General features: G+C 63.1%; 12 protein-coding genes. 7 read left to right on the forward strand and 5 right to left on the reverse strand.

Annotated features, from left to right (window positions below; genetic code table 11):
* Window positions 1-31: 31 nt before the first annotated feature.
* Window positions 32-439 carry a lactoylglutathione lyase gene (gene gloA, locus Q0T48_RS16060; RefSeq protein ID WP_295958054.1) on the forward strand — a complete coding sequence of 136 codons (408 nt, stop codon included), beginning with the start codon at window positions 32-34 and terminating at the stop codon, window positions 437-439.
* Window positions 440-540: 101 nt separating this feature from the next.
* Window positions 541-1,431: a caspase family protein gene (locus tag Q0T48_RS16065; RefSeq protein WP_295958057.1), complete on the forward strand. Its 891-nt coding sequence runs from the start codon at window positions 541-543 to the stop codon at window positions 1,429-1,431.
* Window positions 1,432-1,460: 29 nt separating this feature from the next.
* On the opposite strand, the gene eda is transcribed toward Q0T48_RS16065, so the two are convergent.
* The 3 genes from eda to Q0T48_RS16080 form a co-directional block, all read right to left on the reverse strand.
* A complete protein-coding gene (eda, locus tag Q0T48_RS16070; protein WP_295958060.1) occupies window positions 1,461-2,117 on the reverse strand; it encodes a bifunctional 4-hydroxy-2-oxoglutarate aldolase/2-dehydro-3-deoxy-phosphogluconate aldolase in 657 nt (218 codons plus the stop codon).
* A complete protein-coding gene (gene edd / locus Q0T48_RS16075; RefSeq protein ID WP_295958063.1) occupies window positions 2,108-3,925 on the reverse strand; it encodes a phosphogluconate dehydratase in 1,818 nt (605 codons plus the stop codon). Before edd ends, eda begins: the two co-directional genes overlap by 10 nt.
* 188 nt (window positions 3,926-4,113) lie before the next feature.
* Window positions 4,114-6,048 carry a sigma-54-dependent Fis family transcriptional regulator gene (locus Q0T48_RS16080; protein WP_295958067.1) on the reverse strand — a complete coding sequence of 645 codons (1,935 nt, stop codon included), beginning with the start codon at window positions 6,046-6,048 and terminating at the stop codon, window positions 4,114-4,116.
* A 289-nt stretch (window positions 6,049-6,337) separates the two neighbouring features.
* Here Q0T48_RS16080 and Q0T48_RS16085 point away from each other — a divergent pair, with 289 nt between their 5' ends.
* A complete protein-coding gene (locus Q0T48_RS16085; RefSeq protein WP_295958070.1) occupies window positions 6,338-7,858 on the forward strand; it encodes an aldehyde dehydrogenase family protein in 1,521 nt (506 codons plus the stop codon).
* A gap of 109 nt (window positions 7,859-7,967) precedes the next feature.
* Here Q0T48_RS16085 and Q0T48_RS16090 read toward each other — a convergent pair whose 3' ends face one another.
* A complete protein-coding gene (locus Q0T48_RS16090) occupies window positions 7,968-8,864 on the reverse strand; it encodes a diguanylate cyclase (protein ID WP_295958072.1) in 897 nt (298 codons plus the stop codon).
* The gene (locus Q0T48_RS16095) at window positions 8,858-12,559 is read right to left on the reverse strand and encodes a response regulator (protein ID WP_295958075.1); all 3,702 of its coding nucleotides are present in this window, start codon (window positions 12,557-12,559) and stop codon (window positions 8,858-8,860) included. The genes Q0T48_RS16090 and Q0T48_RS16095 overlap by 7 nt, the downstream gene beginning before the upstream one ends.
* A gap of 142 nt (window positions 12,560-12,701) precedes the next feature.
* Here Q0T48_RS16095 and pdxH point away from each other — a divergent pair, with 142 nt between their 5' ends.
* The 4 genes from pdxH (at window position 12,702) to Q0T48_RS16115 (ending at window position 15,741) form a co-directional block, all read left to right on the forward strand.
* Window positions 12,702-13,352, forward strand: coding sequence for a pyridoxamine 5'-phosphate oxidase (gene pdxH, locus Q0T48_RS16100; RefSeq protein ID WP_295958078.1), 651 nt, complete (start codon window positions 12,702-12,704; stop codon window positions 13,350-13,352).
* A gap of 17 nt (window positions 13,353-13,369) precedes the next feature.
* Window positions 13,370-14,146 (forward strand): leucyl/phenylalanyl-tRNA--protein transferase, encoded by a 777-nt coding sequence (aat, locus tag Q0T48_RS16105; RefSeq protein ID WP_295958081.1) that lies wholly within the window; start codon window positions 13,370-13,372, stop codon window positions 14,144-14,146.
* A complete protein-coding gene (locus tag Q0T48_RS16110; RefSeq protein ID WP_295958083.1) occupies window positions 14,143-14,877 on the forward strand; it encodes an arginyltransferase in 735 nt (244 codons plus the stop codon). The genes aat and Q0T48_RS16110 overlap by 4 nt, the downstream gene beginning before the upstream one ends.
* Window positions 14,878-14,949: 72 nt before the next feature.
* A complete protein-coding gene (locus Q0T48_RS16115) occupies window positions 14,950-15,741 on the forward strand; it encodes an IclR family transcriptional regulator (RefSeq protein WP_295958086.1) in 792 nt (263 codons plus the stop codon).
* Window positions 15,742-15,745 lie beyond the last annotated feature (4 nt).

Raw genomic sequence — 15,745 nt, forward strand, 5'->3', positions numbered from 1 at the left:
ACCCTCTACCCACTCCCTCCTAAAAAATACCATGCGACTTCTCCACACCATGCTGCGCGTCGGCCACCTGCAGCGCTCTATCGACTTTTATACCCAGATTCTGGGCATGCAACTGCTGCGCATGTCGGAAAACGCCGAATACAAGTACACCCTGGCCTTCGTGGGCTACGGCAGCAACCCCGACCATGCCGAGCTGGAGCTGACTTACAACCACGGCGTAGACAGCTACGAGCTGGGCACCGCCTACGGCCATATCGCCCTGGCCGTGCCCGATGCCTATGCTGCCTGCGAAAAGATCAAATCTGCCGGTGGCCAGGTCACGCGCGAAGCCGGTCCAGTCAAGGGCGGCACCACGGTAATTGCCTTTGTGACCGACCCGGACGGCTACAAGATCGAGCTGATCCAGCGCGCCGAACACGCGGGCGGCTCAGGTATTTGATGCCCTGGCTTCGTCCCCTATTTAGTGGACGAAGCGCTCGCCCGGTGTATTGACACGGCCCAAGCGCCGGGCGGAACATGGTTTCTTTTTGAGGAGACACCATGGCCACCAAAAAAGCAACTGCCGCCGTCGCCAAAGCCAAGGCCCTGTCGCTGCACATGGGGCTCAATGCCGTCAGCGGCGCAGCCTATTCGGGGTGGACGGGGCCTTTGGCGGCCTGTGAGTTCGATGCCAATGACATGGCCGCCATTGCCAAGGCGCAGGGCATACGGCCCACCGTACTACTCACCAAACAAGCGACCCGCAGCAAGTTTTTAAGCGCCATACGCAGTGCAGCCAAAACGCTGGTCGCAGGCGATCTGTTCTTTTTGACCTACTCCGGCCACGGTGGGCAGGTCACCGATATCAACAGCGATGAACCCGACGGAAAGGACGAAACCTGGTGCCTGTTTGATGGCCAAATCCTGGATGACGAGCTGTACTTTGAGTACAGCCAATTTGCCGCCGGGGTGCGCATACTGGTGTTGTCGGACAGCTGCCATAGCGGTTCGGTGGTCAAGGCCATGCCCAACGAACCTGGCTCGCGGGCTATGCCCCTGGGGGTCGCCATGCGCGTGAACCGCGACCATAAAGCGTTTTACGACAAGCTGCAGGTGGACGTAGCCAAGGCCGCAGGCGGCCAGATCGCCGACCCTGACACTGCCTTGACCCAGGTGACAGTCAGCAACCGTCTGACCGCCGTGGTCAGCCAGTTCAAACCCTCCTTGGTATTGGTATCAGGCTGCCAGGACAACCAGACCTCGATGGACGGCGACCACAACGGCGCGTTTACCGAGCAAGTGCTCAAGGTGTGGGCCAACGGCACGTTTACCGGCACCTACCGCCAGTTCCACGCCAAGGTGCGTGCCGGCTTGCCGCCCACCCAGTCGCCTAACCTGTTCACACTGGGCAAAGCAGGCCCATTTTTGAAGCAGAAGCCGTTTACGGTCTGAAAAAAAGCGCCTTAAAAGGCGCTTTTTTTTTAGGCCTTCTTTTTCAAGGCCGCGGTATCCAGACACAACTGGGTGATGCGGCCCCAGTCGCCTGCCAGCATGGCATCGACCGGCACGATCCACGAACCGCCCACGCACACCACATTCGGCAGCGCCAAAAATTCAGGCGCGTTTTGCAGTGTCACGCCGCCGGTGGGGCAGAACTTCACATCAAAGAACGGGCCGCTCCAGGCCTCCAGCATGGCGGGGCCACCGGCTTGCATGGCGGGGAAGAACTTCAACTCAGTGAAGCCGTCTTCCTGGGCCATCATGATTTCGCTACCCGTCGCCACGCCGGGCAACAGAGCCAAGCCTGCATCGCGGCAAGCCTGGCCGACGGTACGGGTGTAGCCGGGGCTCACGCCAAACAGGGCTCCGGCCTTGGCCGCGGCTTGCGCGTCGGCGGCGCTGCGGATGGTGCCTGCACCGATGACGGCATCGGGCACTTCCTTGGCGATGCGCTCAATACATTCCAGCGCCTGCGGGGTGCGCAGCGTAACTTCCAGCATGCGGATGCCGCCAGCCACCAAGGCGCGCGCCAGCGGTACGGCGTGGGCGACATCGTTGAGCACGATGACCGGAATCACCGGTGCGTCTTGCATGACTTGCAAGGCCGTCCAGCGGCCGGTGTGGTTGCTTAGACCCATGAGAGAGCTCCTTGTTCAGCGGTGAGGGCATTGCGGCGCATGCCAGAAAAAAGTTCACGGCCCATGCCAAAGCCATTGGCGACGCGCAGGGCTTCGGGCATGGTGGCCAAGGGACGCGCATCCCATTCGGCATCGGGCACCAGGGCCTGCAGCGTACCGGCCACGGCATCCAGGCGCACCACGTCGCCGTCCAGCAGCTTGGCCAGCGGGCCACCGGCCAGGGCTTCGGGAGATACGTGGATAGCGGCGGGCACCTTGCCCGAGGCACCGCTCATGCGGCCATCGGTGACTAGGGCCACGCGGTAGCCCTTGCCTTGCAGCACGGCCAGCGGGGGCGTGAGTTTGTGCAGTTCGGGCATGCCGTTGGCCTGCGGGCCTTGCCAGCGCACCACGCAGACCACGTCGCGGTTCAGCTCACCCGCATTGAAGGCCACGTGCAGGGCTTCTTGCGAGTCGAACAGGCGGATCGGCGCTTCGATGATGTGGCGGTCGTCCGGCACGGCGGATGCCTTGATCACGCTGCGACCCAGGTTGCCTTTCAGTAGCTTCAGACCGCCGGTGGGGCTGAAGGGGTTGGATGCGGGGCGCACGATGGTGGTGTCCTTGGACTCCAGCACGGTGTTCCAGGTCAGGGTGTCACCCACCAGCGCGGGTTCGCCTGCAAATTCGCGCAGGCCGCCGGGGCGCACGGTCAGCACGTCGGCGTGCATGAAGCCCGCGTCCAGCAGCTCGCGGATGATGAAACCGGGGCCGCCTGCAGCCTGGAACTGGTTTACATCGGCGCTGCCGTTGGGGTAGACGTGCGACAGCGTGGGCACTACATCCGACAAGGCGCTGAAGTCATCCCAGTCGATCACGATGCCAGCGGCGGATGCCACGGCGACCCAGTGGATCAGATGGTTGGTGGAGCCGCCGGTGGCCAGCAAGGCAACCATGGCGTTGACGATGCAGCGCTCGTCCACCACATGGCCGATGGGTGCGTAACGCTTGGCTTTCACGTCGGCCAGCACGGTGCGAGTGGCTTCACGGGTGAGTTCGTCGCGCATGGCACCACCGGGGGCCACAAAAGCCGTGCCGGGCACGTGCAGACCCATGGCTTCGAGCAGCATCTGGTTGCTGTTGGCGGTGCCGTAGAAGGTGCAGGTGCCGGGCGCATGGTAGGCGGCGGATTCGGCCTGCAGCAGCTCGGTACGGCCCACCAAACCCTGGGCGGCTTGTTCGCGCACCTTGGATTTGGCGTTGTTCGACAGACCGGTGGGCATGGGGCCCGCAGGCACAAACACGGTGGGCAAATGGCCGAACTGCAGCGCGCCGATCAGCAGGCCGGGCACAATCTTGTCGCACACGCCCAGCATCAGGGCGGCATCGAACATGTCGTGGCTCAGGGCCACGGCGGTGGCCATGGCAATCACGTCGCGGCTGAACAGGCTGAGTTCCATGCCGGGCGTGCCCTGGGTCACGCCGTCGCACATCGCGGGCACGCCACCGGCAACCTGGGCGGTGGCACCGTGGCGGCGGGCTTCAGCTTTGACGATGTCAGGGTAGGTTTGCATCGGCGTGTGGGCCGACAGCATGTCGTTGTAGGCGGTGACGATGCCGATGTTGAGTGCCTTTTCGGTCACCACCTTAAGCTTGTCGTTCACCGGCATACCGGCAAACGCGTGGGCTACATTGGCGCAACCCATGCGCTCGGCCCCCGGTTTACGCTGGGCGGCGGCCGTGAGGCGTTCTAGATAAGCGCTGCGGCTGGGGCCGCTACGCGCACGAATGCGGTCTGTGACCGCCGCTACCGTGGGGTGGATTGTCATGGTCTTTTGGTAACTAAATTACAGCCGCAATGGTACTCCGTAACCGCAGGGGTGGGCAGCTTAGGAGTTACCAGTAGGGTACGAAAGACCGCCGCGAAGGGGCGTAAAAACAGCCTGTCAAAAACTATTAAATAGATAGCTACTAGCGTAGGTTCTATATGCGCTAGAGGTCATTTTTATATATAAATTTATTTGCCACCTAGTTTGCGGTACAGGGTGTTGCGGCTCACCCCCAGTTGGCGGGCAGCCTGGGACACATTGCCATTGCACTGCAACAAGACCCGTTCCATGGTGCGCACCGACTGCGCGCGCAGCGGGCCTTCTGTTGCTGTGTCGGCCACCGTATCGGCAGCTACGGTGTTGCTGCGCAGATCCTGGGCCAGGTCGTCCGGCAGGTGGTGCCAGTCGATCAGGCTGTCGCCCTCGTCCAGCAAGGCGCAGGCTGTGCACAGGGCGTTGGCCAGTTGGCGCACATTGCCGGGCCAGTTGAAATGCAAAAAGGCGGTAACCAGGCTGGGGGCGAGTTGCAGGCTCTGGCCGGGGGCCAGTGTGGCCAGCAGCCGCTCGATCAACGCACCCTGGTCGCTGCGCTCCCGCAGGGGTGGCAGGTGCAGCGTGAGACCGTTGATGCGGTAATACAGGTCTTCCCGAAAGCGCCCGGCCTGCATCTCATCGCGCAGTTGGCGGTGGGTGGCGCAGACCAAAAAGAAGTCCAGCGCCACGGTCTTGCCGCCGCCCAGGGGCTGCACTTGGCGCTCTTGCAGCACCCGCAGCAGCCGGGCCTGGAAGGCCAGCGGCATGTCACCCACTTCGTCCAGCAGCAAGGTGCCGCCGTGGGCCTCGCGCAAGCGGCCGGGCGAGCCTTCGCGCCGGGCTCCGGTAAACGCGCCGGGGCTGTAGCCAAACAGCTCAGCTTCGATCAGCGCTTCGGGCAAGGCGGCGCAGTTCACCGCCACAAACGGGCTGTTTTTACGTGGCCCGGCGGCATGCACGGCGCGGGCAAACACCTCTTTGCCTACACCCGACTCGCCCTGCAGCAGCAAGGCGATGGGTTTGCCGACCACGCGGCGGGCCTTGTCCAGTGCGGCGCGGAAGGTGGCATCGCCCGTGTCCAGGGCCCCCAAAGCATCGCAGGTGGCGGGTTCGGTAAATGCAGTGGGCGTGGTGACGGTACGCGGCAGCGGCAAGGCGCGGCTGCGCCCCAAGTCCACCCGCAGCCAGACCTGGCCGCCGCTGGGGCCAAACACCTGGCGCACGGTGGCCGGGCCGGGCTGCAGCACCAGCATATGGGCCAGCGGCCACACGGCTTCCAGCTGCACACGGCCAATGCTGTCTCGCCCCAGGCACAGCCACTGCAGCGCCCCGGTGTTGGCACCCAGCAGCCAGCCCTCGGGCGACACCGCCAGCTGGCATTCGGTGACGCTGCCAATCCCCTCGATCTGGCTGTGGAAGCGCAAACGGATGTGGCCTGCGTGGCGGGTTTCAAACAGCTTGTGCTCGATCATCCGCGCCGCCGACCGGGCCAGGCCCAGGGTGTGCGGGTGGTAGCCGCGGTGGTCGCCAGAGATATCCAGCGCGCCCAGCAAGCGGCCTGCCGGGTCGTGGATGGGAGCAGCGGCGCAGGTCAGAAAGCCGTTGCGTTCCAGGTAGTGTTCGCTGGCATGCACGGCCACCGGAATTTGCTCGGCCATGGCGGTGCCGATGGCGTTGGTGCCCCGGTACTGCTCGTGCCAAGTGGCACCGGGGCGCAGGGCGACGCGGCTGGCGCGGTCTAAAAAAGCGGCGTCGCCCAGGGTGTGCAGCAGCAGGCCGCCGCTGTCGGCCAGGATCACCATGCAGTCGCTGTCGCGGGTTTGCTCGAACACAAATTCCATCACCGGGCGGGCGTGGGCCACCAGTTCGCGCTGGTGCTCCAGGGCGCGGGCCAGTTGGGCGGTGGATGCGTGCGGCGCGCCGGGGGTGCGGCCACTGGCCTGCAGACCAAAGTCCAGGCTGCGGCTCCAGGAGCGGGCCAGCCGCTCGTCTAGCAGGCCCGTGGGTACGCCACCCTGGTCGAGCAGCTGGCGGCGGGCCTGGCGCAGCGCCACGGGGGTGGCTCTGGCCGTGGGAAGGTTGGAATGCATGTGTTGTCTCCTTGCCGTCCCCGGTCCGTGTCGGGGCAGTCATGTAGCGAAGTACTGTAGTGTGTGACGCTGTTTGTGCCAAGCAGTTCAACCGATGCCACAGGGCGTGTGCTCCATTTTGGAACACCTGTCCCACACCGGGCGGACACCGCCTGCCGCGCAGGCCCGGTTCGGGCGGCTTTTGAACCGGAAACTGGGCTGTTGGGCCGTAACTGCCGATTGGCATGCGCCGTGCAATGAGGCCACCGTACCGGCAAGCGGTGCAAACATACCAAAACAGGAGACTTTTATGCTTTATCCCAACCCCGGCAGTGCCAACGCCCCTTTGCAATTCAAAAGCCGCTACGACAACTACATCGGCGGCAAATGGGTGGCCCCGGTCAAAGGCGAATACTTTGACGTGATCACGCCCATCACCGGCCTGGTCTACACCCAGGCCGCCTGCTCGGGTGCCGAAGACATTGAACTGGCGCTGGATGCCGCGCACGCCGCCGCCGAAAGCTGGGGCGCCACGGCCGCCGCCGATCGCTCCAACGTGCTGCTGCGCATTGCCGACCGCCTGGAAAAGAACCTGGAGCAACTGGCCTACGCCGACACCGTGGACAACGGCAAACCCATCCGCGAAACCCTGAACGCCGACATTCCCCTGGCCGTGGACCACTTCCGCTATTTCGCCGGTTGCCTGCGTGCGCAGGAAGGTGCCTTGAGCCAACTGGACGAAAACACCGTGGCTTACCATTTTCATGAGCCGCTGGGCGTGGTGGGGTTGATCATTCCCTGGAACTTCCCAATCCTGATGGCCGCCTGGAAGCTGGCCCCGGCCATTGCCGCAGGCAACTGCGTGGTGCTCAAGCCTGCGGAGTCCACTCCCATCAGTATCTTGGTGTTGATGGAAATGATTGCCGACCTGCTGCCGCCGGGCGTGCTGAACATCGTTAACGGCTATGGCCGCGACGCGGGCAAGGCCCTGGCCACCAGCAAGCGCATCGCCAAGATCGCCTTCACCGGCTCCACCGCCACCGGCCGCAGCATTGCCCAGGCCGCGGCCAGCAACCTGATTCCGGCCACGCTGGAGCTGGGCGGCAAGTCGCCCAACATCTTCTTTGCCGACATTGCCGATGCCGACGACGCGTTTTTTGACAAGGCCATCGAAGGCCTGGTGCTGTTTGCCTTCAACCAGGGCGAGGTTTGCACCTGCCCGTCGCGCGCGCTGATCCACGAGTCGATTTACGACAAGTTCATGGCCCGCGTGCTGGCCCGCGTCAAGCTGATCAAGCAAGGCAGCCCGCTGGATACCGATTCGATGATGGGTGCGCAGTCTTCGCAGATCCAGCTGGACAAAATCATGTCTTACATGGACATCGGCCTCAACGAAGGTGCCGAGCTGCTGACCGGCGGCCAACGCGCCACCCTGCCGGGCGACCTGTCCGGTGGCTACTACGTGCAGCCCACCATGTTCAAGGGCCACAACAAGATGCGCATCTTCCAGGAGGAAATCTTTGGCCCGGTGCTGGCCGTGACCACCTTCAAGGACGAAGCCGAAGCGCTGGCCCTGGCCAACGACACGCCCTACGGCCTGGGCGCTGGCGTGTGGAGCCGTGACGGCAGCGTCGCCTACCGCATGGGCCGGGGCATCAAGGCCGGGCGCGTGTGGACCAACTGCTACCACGCCTACCCTGCGCACGCCACCTTCGGCGGCTACAAAGAGTCGGGCATAGGCCGCGAAACCCACAAGATGATGCTGGACCAGTACCAACAGACCAAGAACCTGCTGGTCAGCTACAGCCCGAACAAGCTGGGTTTCTTCTAAAACGGCATGGCGCTATGCTTTTTAAGTTTAATAAGCATAGCGCCTAGTGTAGACAAAACATACGCTAAAGCACTATTTTTATCTTAGAAAATGGCCTAAAAATGGTCCATTAAGCAGCCCAGCAGACACGGTTGCGACCGAGCTGCTTGGCCAGGTAGAGTTGCTGGTCGCTTTGCTCCATCACCAGGGTAGGCACGATGCCGCCGGGCGGTAGCAGCACCGAAGTACCGCCCAGGCTGACGGACAAAAACGGGCCGACCAGCGACTTCTCATGCGGGATGAGCAGGTTTTCTACCGCACTGCGCGCCAGCTCAGCGCAGACCCGGCCACCCTCTGCGTTGGTGTGGGGCAAAAACAGCACAAATTCTTCACCGCCGTAGCGGGCCACCAGATCGGTCTCGCGCTTCAATGTTTTCTGTACTGCACCGGCGACCTGGCGCAGCACCCGGTCGCCACCGCTGTGGCCGTAGTGGTCGTTGTACAGCTTGAAGTGGTCCACATCCAGCAAGATGACCGACAGGTACTGCCCCGGCGGCCAACGCAGTTGCAGCGCTTGCTCCAGGCGGCGGCGGTTGGGTATTTCGGTCAGGGCATCCACCAGGGCCAGGCGCTCCAGCAGGCGCCGGTGCGACACGGCTTCGACGTGGTTGCGCACCCGTGCCCTCACGATGGGCGCATGAAAGGGCTTGGTGATGTAGTCCACCGCGCCCAGCAGCAGGCCTTTTTCTTCGTCGGCCACGCTGTCCAGGGCCGAGATAAAGATCACCGGAATGTGGCGGGTCTCGTCCTGGCTTTTCAAGGTGCGCAGCACCTGGTAGCCGTCCATGTCGGGCATCACCACGTCAAGCAACACAATGTCCGGGCGGTGGCGGGAGGCCAGGGATAACGCCATTTCGCCGCTTTTGGCCAGAATCACTTTGTAGTCGTCTTTGAGGACCTCGGCCAGCAGGCCCCGGTTGCTGGGCTCGTCGTCCACCACCAAAATTTTGGGCTGGTCGGTCACCATGGCCGACAACCTTCGCCCTGCAGTTTTTGCAAAAGGGCCTGCGCGCGCGCAATGGCGGGCTCGTATTCGACCTCTTCCACCAAGCGCACCAGCTCGGCCACCGCCGCGGCATAGGGGCTGGCCCGGCTGCCTTGCTGCAACACGCGCACCTGGTCTATCGCCAAGGCATCGTCTTGCTGCAGGCGCAACAGAAGTTGCTTCAATGCATGGACGGCATCAAAAGGCGTGCTGGGTGCCGGGGCGGGCTCTTCGGAATCGAGTTCTTTCAAGGCGACCAGCACCCCGTCCAAAGCCTGCAGAAAGGGCGTGACTTCGGCCGGGCCGGGCAGTTGTACGCTGGCCGCTTTTTCCAGGGTGCGGGCGGCATCGGCCAAGGCCTGGGCGCCGATGCCTTGGGCATTGGCCTTGAGGGTGTGGGCCAGGCGGTAGATGTCTTCGCTCTTGCCCGTGGCCAGCCACTCTTGCACTTGCAGCGGCGCGCGCCCGTATTCGGCCGCAAAGCCGCGCAGCACGCTCAGGTAAAACGGTTTACGCCGCGTGTGGTGGGCCAGGCCCGTTTCGGTGTTGATACCGCAGGCCTGCAGGCGCGCAAATATGTCGGATGGAGGGTCGATGGGTGGTGGGAGTGGCATGGGCAGTGTGGATGGCTGGGTTAGAGGTAAATCGTTGTCGGACTCGCTGGCAGGCGCGGGCGGCAACCAGCGCAACAGCACGGCAAACAGCTGGTCGGGGTCGATGGGTTTGGTCAGGTGGTCGTTCATGCCGGACTGCAGGCTCAGTTCGCGGTCACCACTCATGGCGTGGGCGGTCATGGCGACGATGGGCAACTGGGCATGGAGCGGGTCGGCGCGCAGTAGCCGCGTGGCGCTGATGCCGTCCAGCTCGGGCATCTGGATGTCCATCAGCACCAGGTCGTAGTGGCCGGCGTTGACCATGGCCACGGCTTCAGCCCCGTTTACCGCCACTTCGGCCGTTATGCCCACCTCGGCCAAAAACTCCAGTACTACCTGGCGGTTCAGCGGGCTGTCTTCGGCCAGCAGCACACGGGCACCGTGCCGGCGCAACAGTGCGACAGGCTTGACCAGGTGCTTTGCCCGCTCTTGCCGCAGTGCCCGCATGGCTTCGCTGCCCATCATGGATTCGGCAATCGCATCGTTCAGGGTGGATTCATTGACTGGCTTGGTCAGCACCTGGTCGATGCCCACGGCGGCGGCTTCGGTGCCCAGGCTGTCATGGCTGTAGGCGGTGACCATCAAAATGGCCATGGGCGCTACGGTGTGGGCATCCTGGCCGAGGCGGCGAGCGGTTTCCACGCCGTCCATGCCGGGCATATTGCTGTCCAGCAGCAGCAGCGCGTACGGGTCTGCGCTGTGCTGGGCGGTGCGGATCATGGCCAGGCCTTCTTCGCCGGAGGCGGCACTGTCGGGCCGCAGGCCCATTTGGGCTAGCATGCTGGTGAGCACGCCACGGGCCATGGCGCTGTCGTCCACCACCAGCGCACGGGCCTGGTCCAGGCCATCCACCACGGGGCAGTTCTGGGCATTGCCTTCTATTTCGGTGTTCAAAGCCAGCGGCACGGTAAAGCTGAAGGTGCTGCCCTGCCCCACCACGCTGCTTACCTGCAAGCTGCCGTTCATCATTTCCACCAGCTCTTTGCAGATGGCCAAGCCGAGGCCGGTACCGCCGTATTTGCGGGAAATGGAGTCGTCCTCTTGGGTAAAGGGTTCAAACAATGCATCTAGCCGGTCTGGTGCGATACCAACACCGCTGTCCACTACCGCAAAACACATGTGGGCCTGGTCGGGCGTACGGTTGTCGCAGTGCACGCGCAGCAGCACTTCGCCGTGCTCGGTAAATTTCACCGCGTTGGTGGCCAGGTTGATGATGATCTGGCCCAGCCGCAGCGGATCGCCCACCAGGTGGCGGGGCACGTCGGGGGCCACGTCGAACAGCAGCTCCAGGCCCTTGAACTGGGCCCGCAGCGACACCACACTGGAGACACTTTTGAACACATCACGCAGGTGAAACGGGATGTGCTCCAGGGTCATGCGGCCTGCTTCGATTTTCGAGAAGTCCAGCACGTCATTGATGATGTCCAGCAGCGACTCGGCCGAGGTGAGTATCTTGTCAAGGTAGTCGCGCTGCTTGGCGTTGAGGTCGGTTTTCAGCGCCAGCCGGCTCATGCCCATGACGGCGTTCATGGGGGTGCGGATTTCATGGCTCATGCGCGCCAGAAAACGGGACTTGGCGGTATGTGCCTTGCGGGTGTCTTCGGTGGCCTGGGCCCATTGGCGGGTGCGGGCTTCCACCTGGCGCTCCAGGGTTTCGTTGTTTTCGTCCACTTGGCGGGCCATGGTGCGCAAGGTGCGGGCCAGCATGCCGATTTCATCGCGCCGCTCTGCAGGCAATGCCAGGGCACCGCTGGCCACCGCGCGGTAATCCCCCGCCGCCACCCGCCGCGAAGCTTCGGCAAAGGCCTGCAGGGGCTGCACCACCTTGCGGCGCAACACCAGGTACAGGGCCAATAATTCCAGCACCAGCGCCACTACGCTCAAACCCAGAATGAAGGTCGCCGTTTGCCGCGCCGTGGTGGTCAGGAGTGACTTGGGGTACACGGTAACAAACCACCAGTTCGGCCCGTCCAGCCGGTCCACGGCCAAAAACGCGTCGTTGGCAACGTCATCCACCAGCACGCTGCGCGGGCCGCCGGGGGGCAGCGCGGCCTGCAGCTGCGCATACATGCTCGACAGCACGGGGTCGCCCAGCTTTTGCACCTCTAGCACGCCCTTGGCCGCGTCCATCTCCCGGATTTTGTCGGGGTGGGCCACCAGGCGGCCATCGGGGCGGATGATGAAGTTTTTGGCTCCGCTCAAATGGTCGTCAAACACCCGCTTGAACAAGGCGTTGAGCAAGATGTCCTGCCCCAGGGTGGCCAGGTGGCGGCCGTCCAGGTCTACCGGTGACTCGGCGGAAACCATCCACTCGTTGGCCGTGGGGTCAAAGTACATGCCGATCCAGACGGTGGCGCGGCTGGGGTCGTTGGCGGGGGTGGCGATCTGCATCCACTCCTCTTGCGCCATGTCCAGCCCGGCTTCGGCGTTCAGGCCCCAGGGCAGGCCGGGCCAGTAGACGATGTTGAAGTTTTCCGGCGAATGCACGTAGACATTGGCAAAGCGGTTCACCCAGGCCGGGCCAAACCGGTCCAGCAACCGCCACGACAGCACCAGGCGCTTGCGCAGGTCAGCATCGACGCGCTCGGGGGCAATACCCGCAAATCCGGTGATGTTGCGGCTCAGGGTGCCGTCAGGCCGCTCCAGGCCCTCAAACGCGGCCCGGCGCAGGCGGGTGGAGCCATCGGCTACGGTCTCGTAAAGTTTGCCAAAGTCGGCATCGGACACCGGCGACATGCTACGGTAGTCCTCTAAAAACTGCTGCTTCAGCACATCCAAGTTATCCATCGCCAGCTTGAACACCGCACCTTCTTTGGAGCCACGTTCGGCAATGTACTTACGCAGCTTATCTTGCGTCTCTTCGGTGAGGGTGTGGACGATATGGAAGTACGACAGCACGGTAACGGCAAGCACCACCGTGGTAATGCGCAGCGACATCTGCAGCAACGTGCGTACGGTGAGCGATTCGCGCAAACGAATGGGCGCATCCTGCTGGGAATCCAGTGTCGAGGATGCAGGAGTCATGGTTTTCCAGCCTTCCGGGAAACATTCCAGTTGCAAATTGAATGCAACTGTTTTAATTGCAACATTAGGTTAACGGAGTATGTCCCGCTTCGTCAATGTGCAGACGCGCCAGTCAGGCTTTGTTCAGCGGCACAATCAGGCTATGAGCCTATCCAACACCGCACTTGCCGACCTGCGCAAAAGCTACGAACGCGCCGAACTGAACGAAGAAGCCTCGCACAGCGATCCGCTGCAGCAGTTTGACCAATGGCTGAACGAGGCCATCGCCGCCCAGGTGCCCGAACCCAACGCCATGACCCTGGCCACCGTGGGCCACGATCTGCGCCCTTCCACCCGCATCGTGCTGGTCAAAGGTTTTGATGCGCGCGGCATTGTCTGGTACACCAATTTTGAGAGCCGTAAAGGCCAGGAGTTGGCGGGCAACCCATTTGCGGCCCTGCAGTTCCACTGGGTGGAACTGGAGCGCGTGGTGCGCATCGAAGGCCGGGTGACCAAGGTCAGCGATGAGGAAAGCGATGCCTACTTCCACAGCCGCCCGCTGGATTCGCGCATCGGGGCCTGGGCCTCGCCGCAGTCGCAGGTGATTTCGGGCCGTGGCGTGCTGGTGGCCAATGCAGCCAAGTTCGGTGCCAAATTTCTGCTCAACCCGCCGCGCCCGCCGCACTGGGGCGGCTACCGCCTGCAGCCCGACAACTGGCAATTTTGGCAAGGCCGCAAAAGCCGCCTGCACGACCGGTTGCGCTACACCTTAGATAGCAGCTCGTTCTGGTTGCGCGAGCGCTTGGCCCCTTAAATCTTTAAAATTGTTGCATGTCCTCCGCCCGGTCTAACGCCCCAAATCCCGTGCCATGGCTCGTACCTGGAGAGGCGTTTCCGCCGGTCAGCCAGGCCTGGGGGGCAATGGACCCGGCCCCGGGCTTGCTAGCAGCGGGCGGCTCGCTGGATGTGGACAGCTTGTTGGAGGCCTACCGGCACGGCATTTTCCCGTGGTTCAGCGAGGGCCAGCCGGTTCTATGGTGGAGCACCGACCCGCGCATGGTGTTGCGGGTGGATGCATTCCGGCTGCACCGCTCGTTGCGCAAAACCATAGCTAACTTTATAGTTAAAACAAGCGCTGAGGTCCGATTTGATACCAGATTTTCCGAGGTGATCCGGACCTGTTCGGGTAGCCTGCGGCCCGGCCAGTCGGGCACTTGGATCGTGGCCGACATGGTGCAGGCCTACGAGGCACTGCACCATGCGGGTTACGCGCACAGCGTAGAAACCTGGATCGACGGGCAACTGGTGGGCGGGCTGTACTGCGTGGCGATTGGCAATGCCGTGTTTGGCGAGTCGATGTTCACCCGCGTGCCCGATGCGTCCAAAATCGCGCTGGCGGCCTTGGTGTGTTTTTGCCGTGTCCATGGCATCCCCCTGGTGGATTGCCAGCAAAATACATCCCATCTGGCATCGCTGGGTGCGCGCGAAATTACCCGCTCGGCGTTTTGCGCGCAGGTGGCGGTGAATGCCAGGCTGACAGGCCCGGTTTGGCAATTTGACCCGCACTATTGGACCGCTCTGCAACCCCAACCGCTGGCTACCCCGTGACACACCTCACCGACCTGCCCCTACAAACCCTGCAGTTTTATGCCACTGCACCCTATCCTTGCAGCTACCTGCCCGAGCGGCAGGCCCGCTCCCAGGTGGCCACGCCCAGCCATCTGATCCAAACCGACACCTATTCCGAACTGGTGCGCAGCGGCTTTCGGCGTAGCGGCCTGTTTACCTACCGCCCCTACTGCGACGGCTGCCAGGCCTGCATGCCGCTGCGGGTGCAGGTAGCTGCCTTCAAGCCCGACCGCAGCCAGCGGCGCGCCAAACAACAGCACCGCAGCCTGCAGGCCCGGGTACTGCACCTGGGTTTTATGCCCGAGCATTACCAGCTCTACCTGCGCTACCAGAATGGCCGCCACGCGGGCGGCGGCATGGACCAAGACAGCATCGACCAGTACACCCAGTTTTTGCTGCAAAGCCGAGTCGACTCCCGCCTGGTGGAGTTCCGCGAAACCCTGGAAGATGGCACGCCCGGCGCGCTCAAGATGGTGTCGATTTTGGATGTGCTGGACGACGGGCTGTCGGCCGTCTACACCTTCTACGAGCCCGAAGAACGCGCCAGCTACGGCACTTACAACGTGTTGTGGCAGATCGAGCAGGCCGAGCAACTGGGTCTTCCCTACGTCTACCTAGGCTACTGGATCGCCCAGAGCCCGAAGATGCTGTACAAGGCCCGTTTTTTACCCCACGAGGTGTTGCGCGAGGGTGTTTGGACTGAAGGCTGAGCTCCGTCATTTCACATCATGCAATTTGGTATTTCACAAGGTAAGATGCGACACATCTTGTGAGAACTGCCCATGAAAGCGACCGACCCCAGTATTCCCGCCACACCGACCGTCCAGGTGATAGAGCGGATGTTCGCCCTGATCGATGTACTGGCCTCGCGCGAAGAGGCCATGTCGCTCAAGGAAATCAGCGAAAAAACCGGCCTGCACCCGTCCACCACTCACCGCATCCTGAACGATCTGGCCACCGGCCGCTTTGTGGACCGGCCCGAGCCGGGCAGCTACCGGCTGGGCATGCGTTTGCTGGAGCTGGGCAACTTGGTCAAGGGCCGCTTGAGTGTGCGCGATGCCGCATTGACCCCCATGCGCGAACTGCACCGCCTGACGCAGCAGCCAGTGAACCTGAGCCTGCGCCAGGGCGACGAAATTGTGTATGTGGAGCGCGCCTTCAGCGAGCGCTCAGGCATGCAGGTGGTGCGGGCCATTGGGGGCCGCGCGCCCTTGCACCTTACGTCGGTCGGCAAGCTGTTTCTGGCTATCGACGACCCGCAGCGCGTGCGGGCCTACGCCACGCGTACAGGCCTTAGCGGCCAGACCAAGAACAGCCTGACCGACCTGGGCCAGCTGGAGCGCGAGCTGGCGCGGGTGCGCCAATACGGCATTGCCCGTGATAACGAAGAGCTGGAGTTGGGGGTGCGCTGTATGGCGGTGGGTCTGTACGATGACCAGAACCGCTTAGTGGCCGGATTGTCTATCTCGGCCCCGGCAGACCGGCTGGACGAAAACTGGCTGCCCAAACTACAGACCACGGCCAACGCAATTTCATCAGCCTTGGGATACAAAGTAGCCCCAGGCGGCCGATAGCCGC

Origin of the sequence: Rhodoferax sp. (genome assembly GCF_025354435.1) — a bacterium.
Classification (GTDB): Bacteria; Pseudomonadota; Gammaproteobacteria; order Burkholderiales; family Burkholderiaceae_C; genus Rhodoferax_B.

What these genes read in the sequence shown, in the direction of transcription:
- gloA (WP_295958054.1), top strand. Translation starts at nt 32, where the DNA reads ATGCGACTTCTCCACACCATGCTGCGCGTCGGCCACCTGCAGCGCTCT.
- Q0T48_RS16065 (WP_295958057.1), top strand. Translation starts at nt 541, where the DNA reads ATGGCCACCAAAAAAGCAACTGCCGCCGTCGCCAAAGCCAAGGCCCTG.
- eda (WP_295958060.1), bottom strand. Translation starts at nt 2,117, where the DNA reads ATGGGTCTAAGCAACCACACCGGCCGCTGGACGGCCTTGCAAGTCATG.
- edd (WP_295958063.1), bottom strand. Translation starts at nt 3,925, where the DNA reads ATGACAATCCACCCCACGGTAGCGGCGGTCACAGACCGCATTCGTGCG.
- Q0T48_RS16080 (WP_295958067.1), bottom strand. Translation starts at nt 6,048, where the DNA reads ATGCATTCCAACCTTCCCACGGCCAGAGCCACCCCCGTGGCGCTGCGC.
- Q0T48_RS16085 (WP_295958070.1), top strand. Translation starts at nt 6,338, where the DNA reads ATGCTTTATCCCAACCCCGGCAGTGCCAACGCCCCTTTGCAATTCAAA.
- Q0T48_RS16090 (WP_295958072.1), bottom strand. Translation starts at nt 8,864, where the DNA reads ATGGTGACCGACCAGCCCAAAATTTTGGTGGTGGACGACGAGCCCAGC.
- Q0T48_RS16095 (WP_295958075.1), bottom strand. Translation starts at nt 12,559, where the DNA reads ATGACTCCTGCATCCTCGACACTGGATTCCCAGCAGGATGCGCCCATT.
- pdxH (WP_295958078.1), top strand. Translation starts at nt 12,702, where the DNA reads ATGAGCCTATCCAACACCGCACTTGCCGACCTGCGCAAAAGCTACGAA.
- aat (WP_295958081.1), top strand. Translation starts at nt 13,370, where the DNA reads ATGTCCTCCGCCCGGTCTAACGCCCCAAATCCCGTGCCATGGCTCGTA.
- Q0T48_RS16115 (WP_295958086.1), top strand. Translation starts at nt 14,950, where the DNA reads ATGAAAGCGACCGACCCCAGTATTCCCGCCACACCGACCGTCCAGGTG.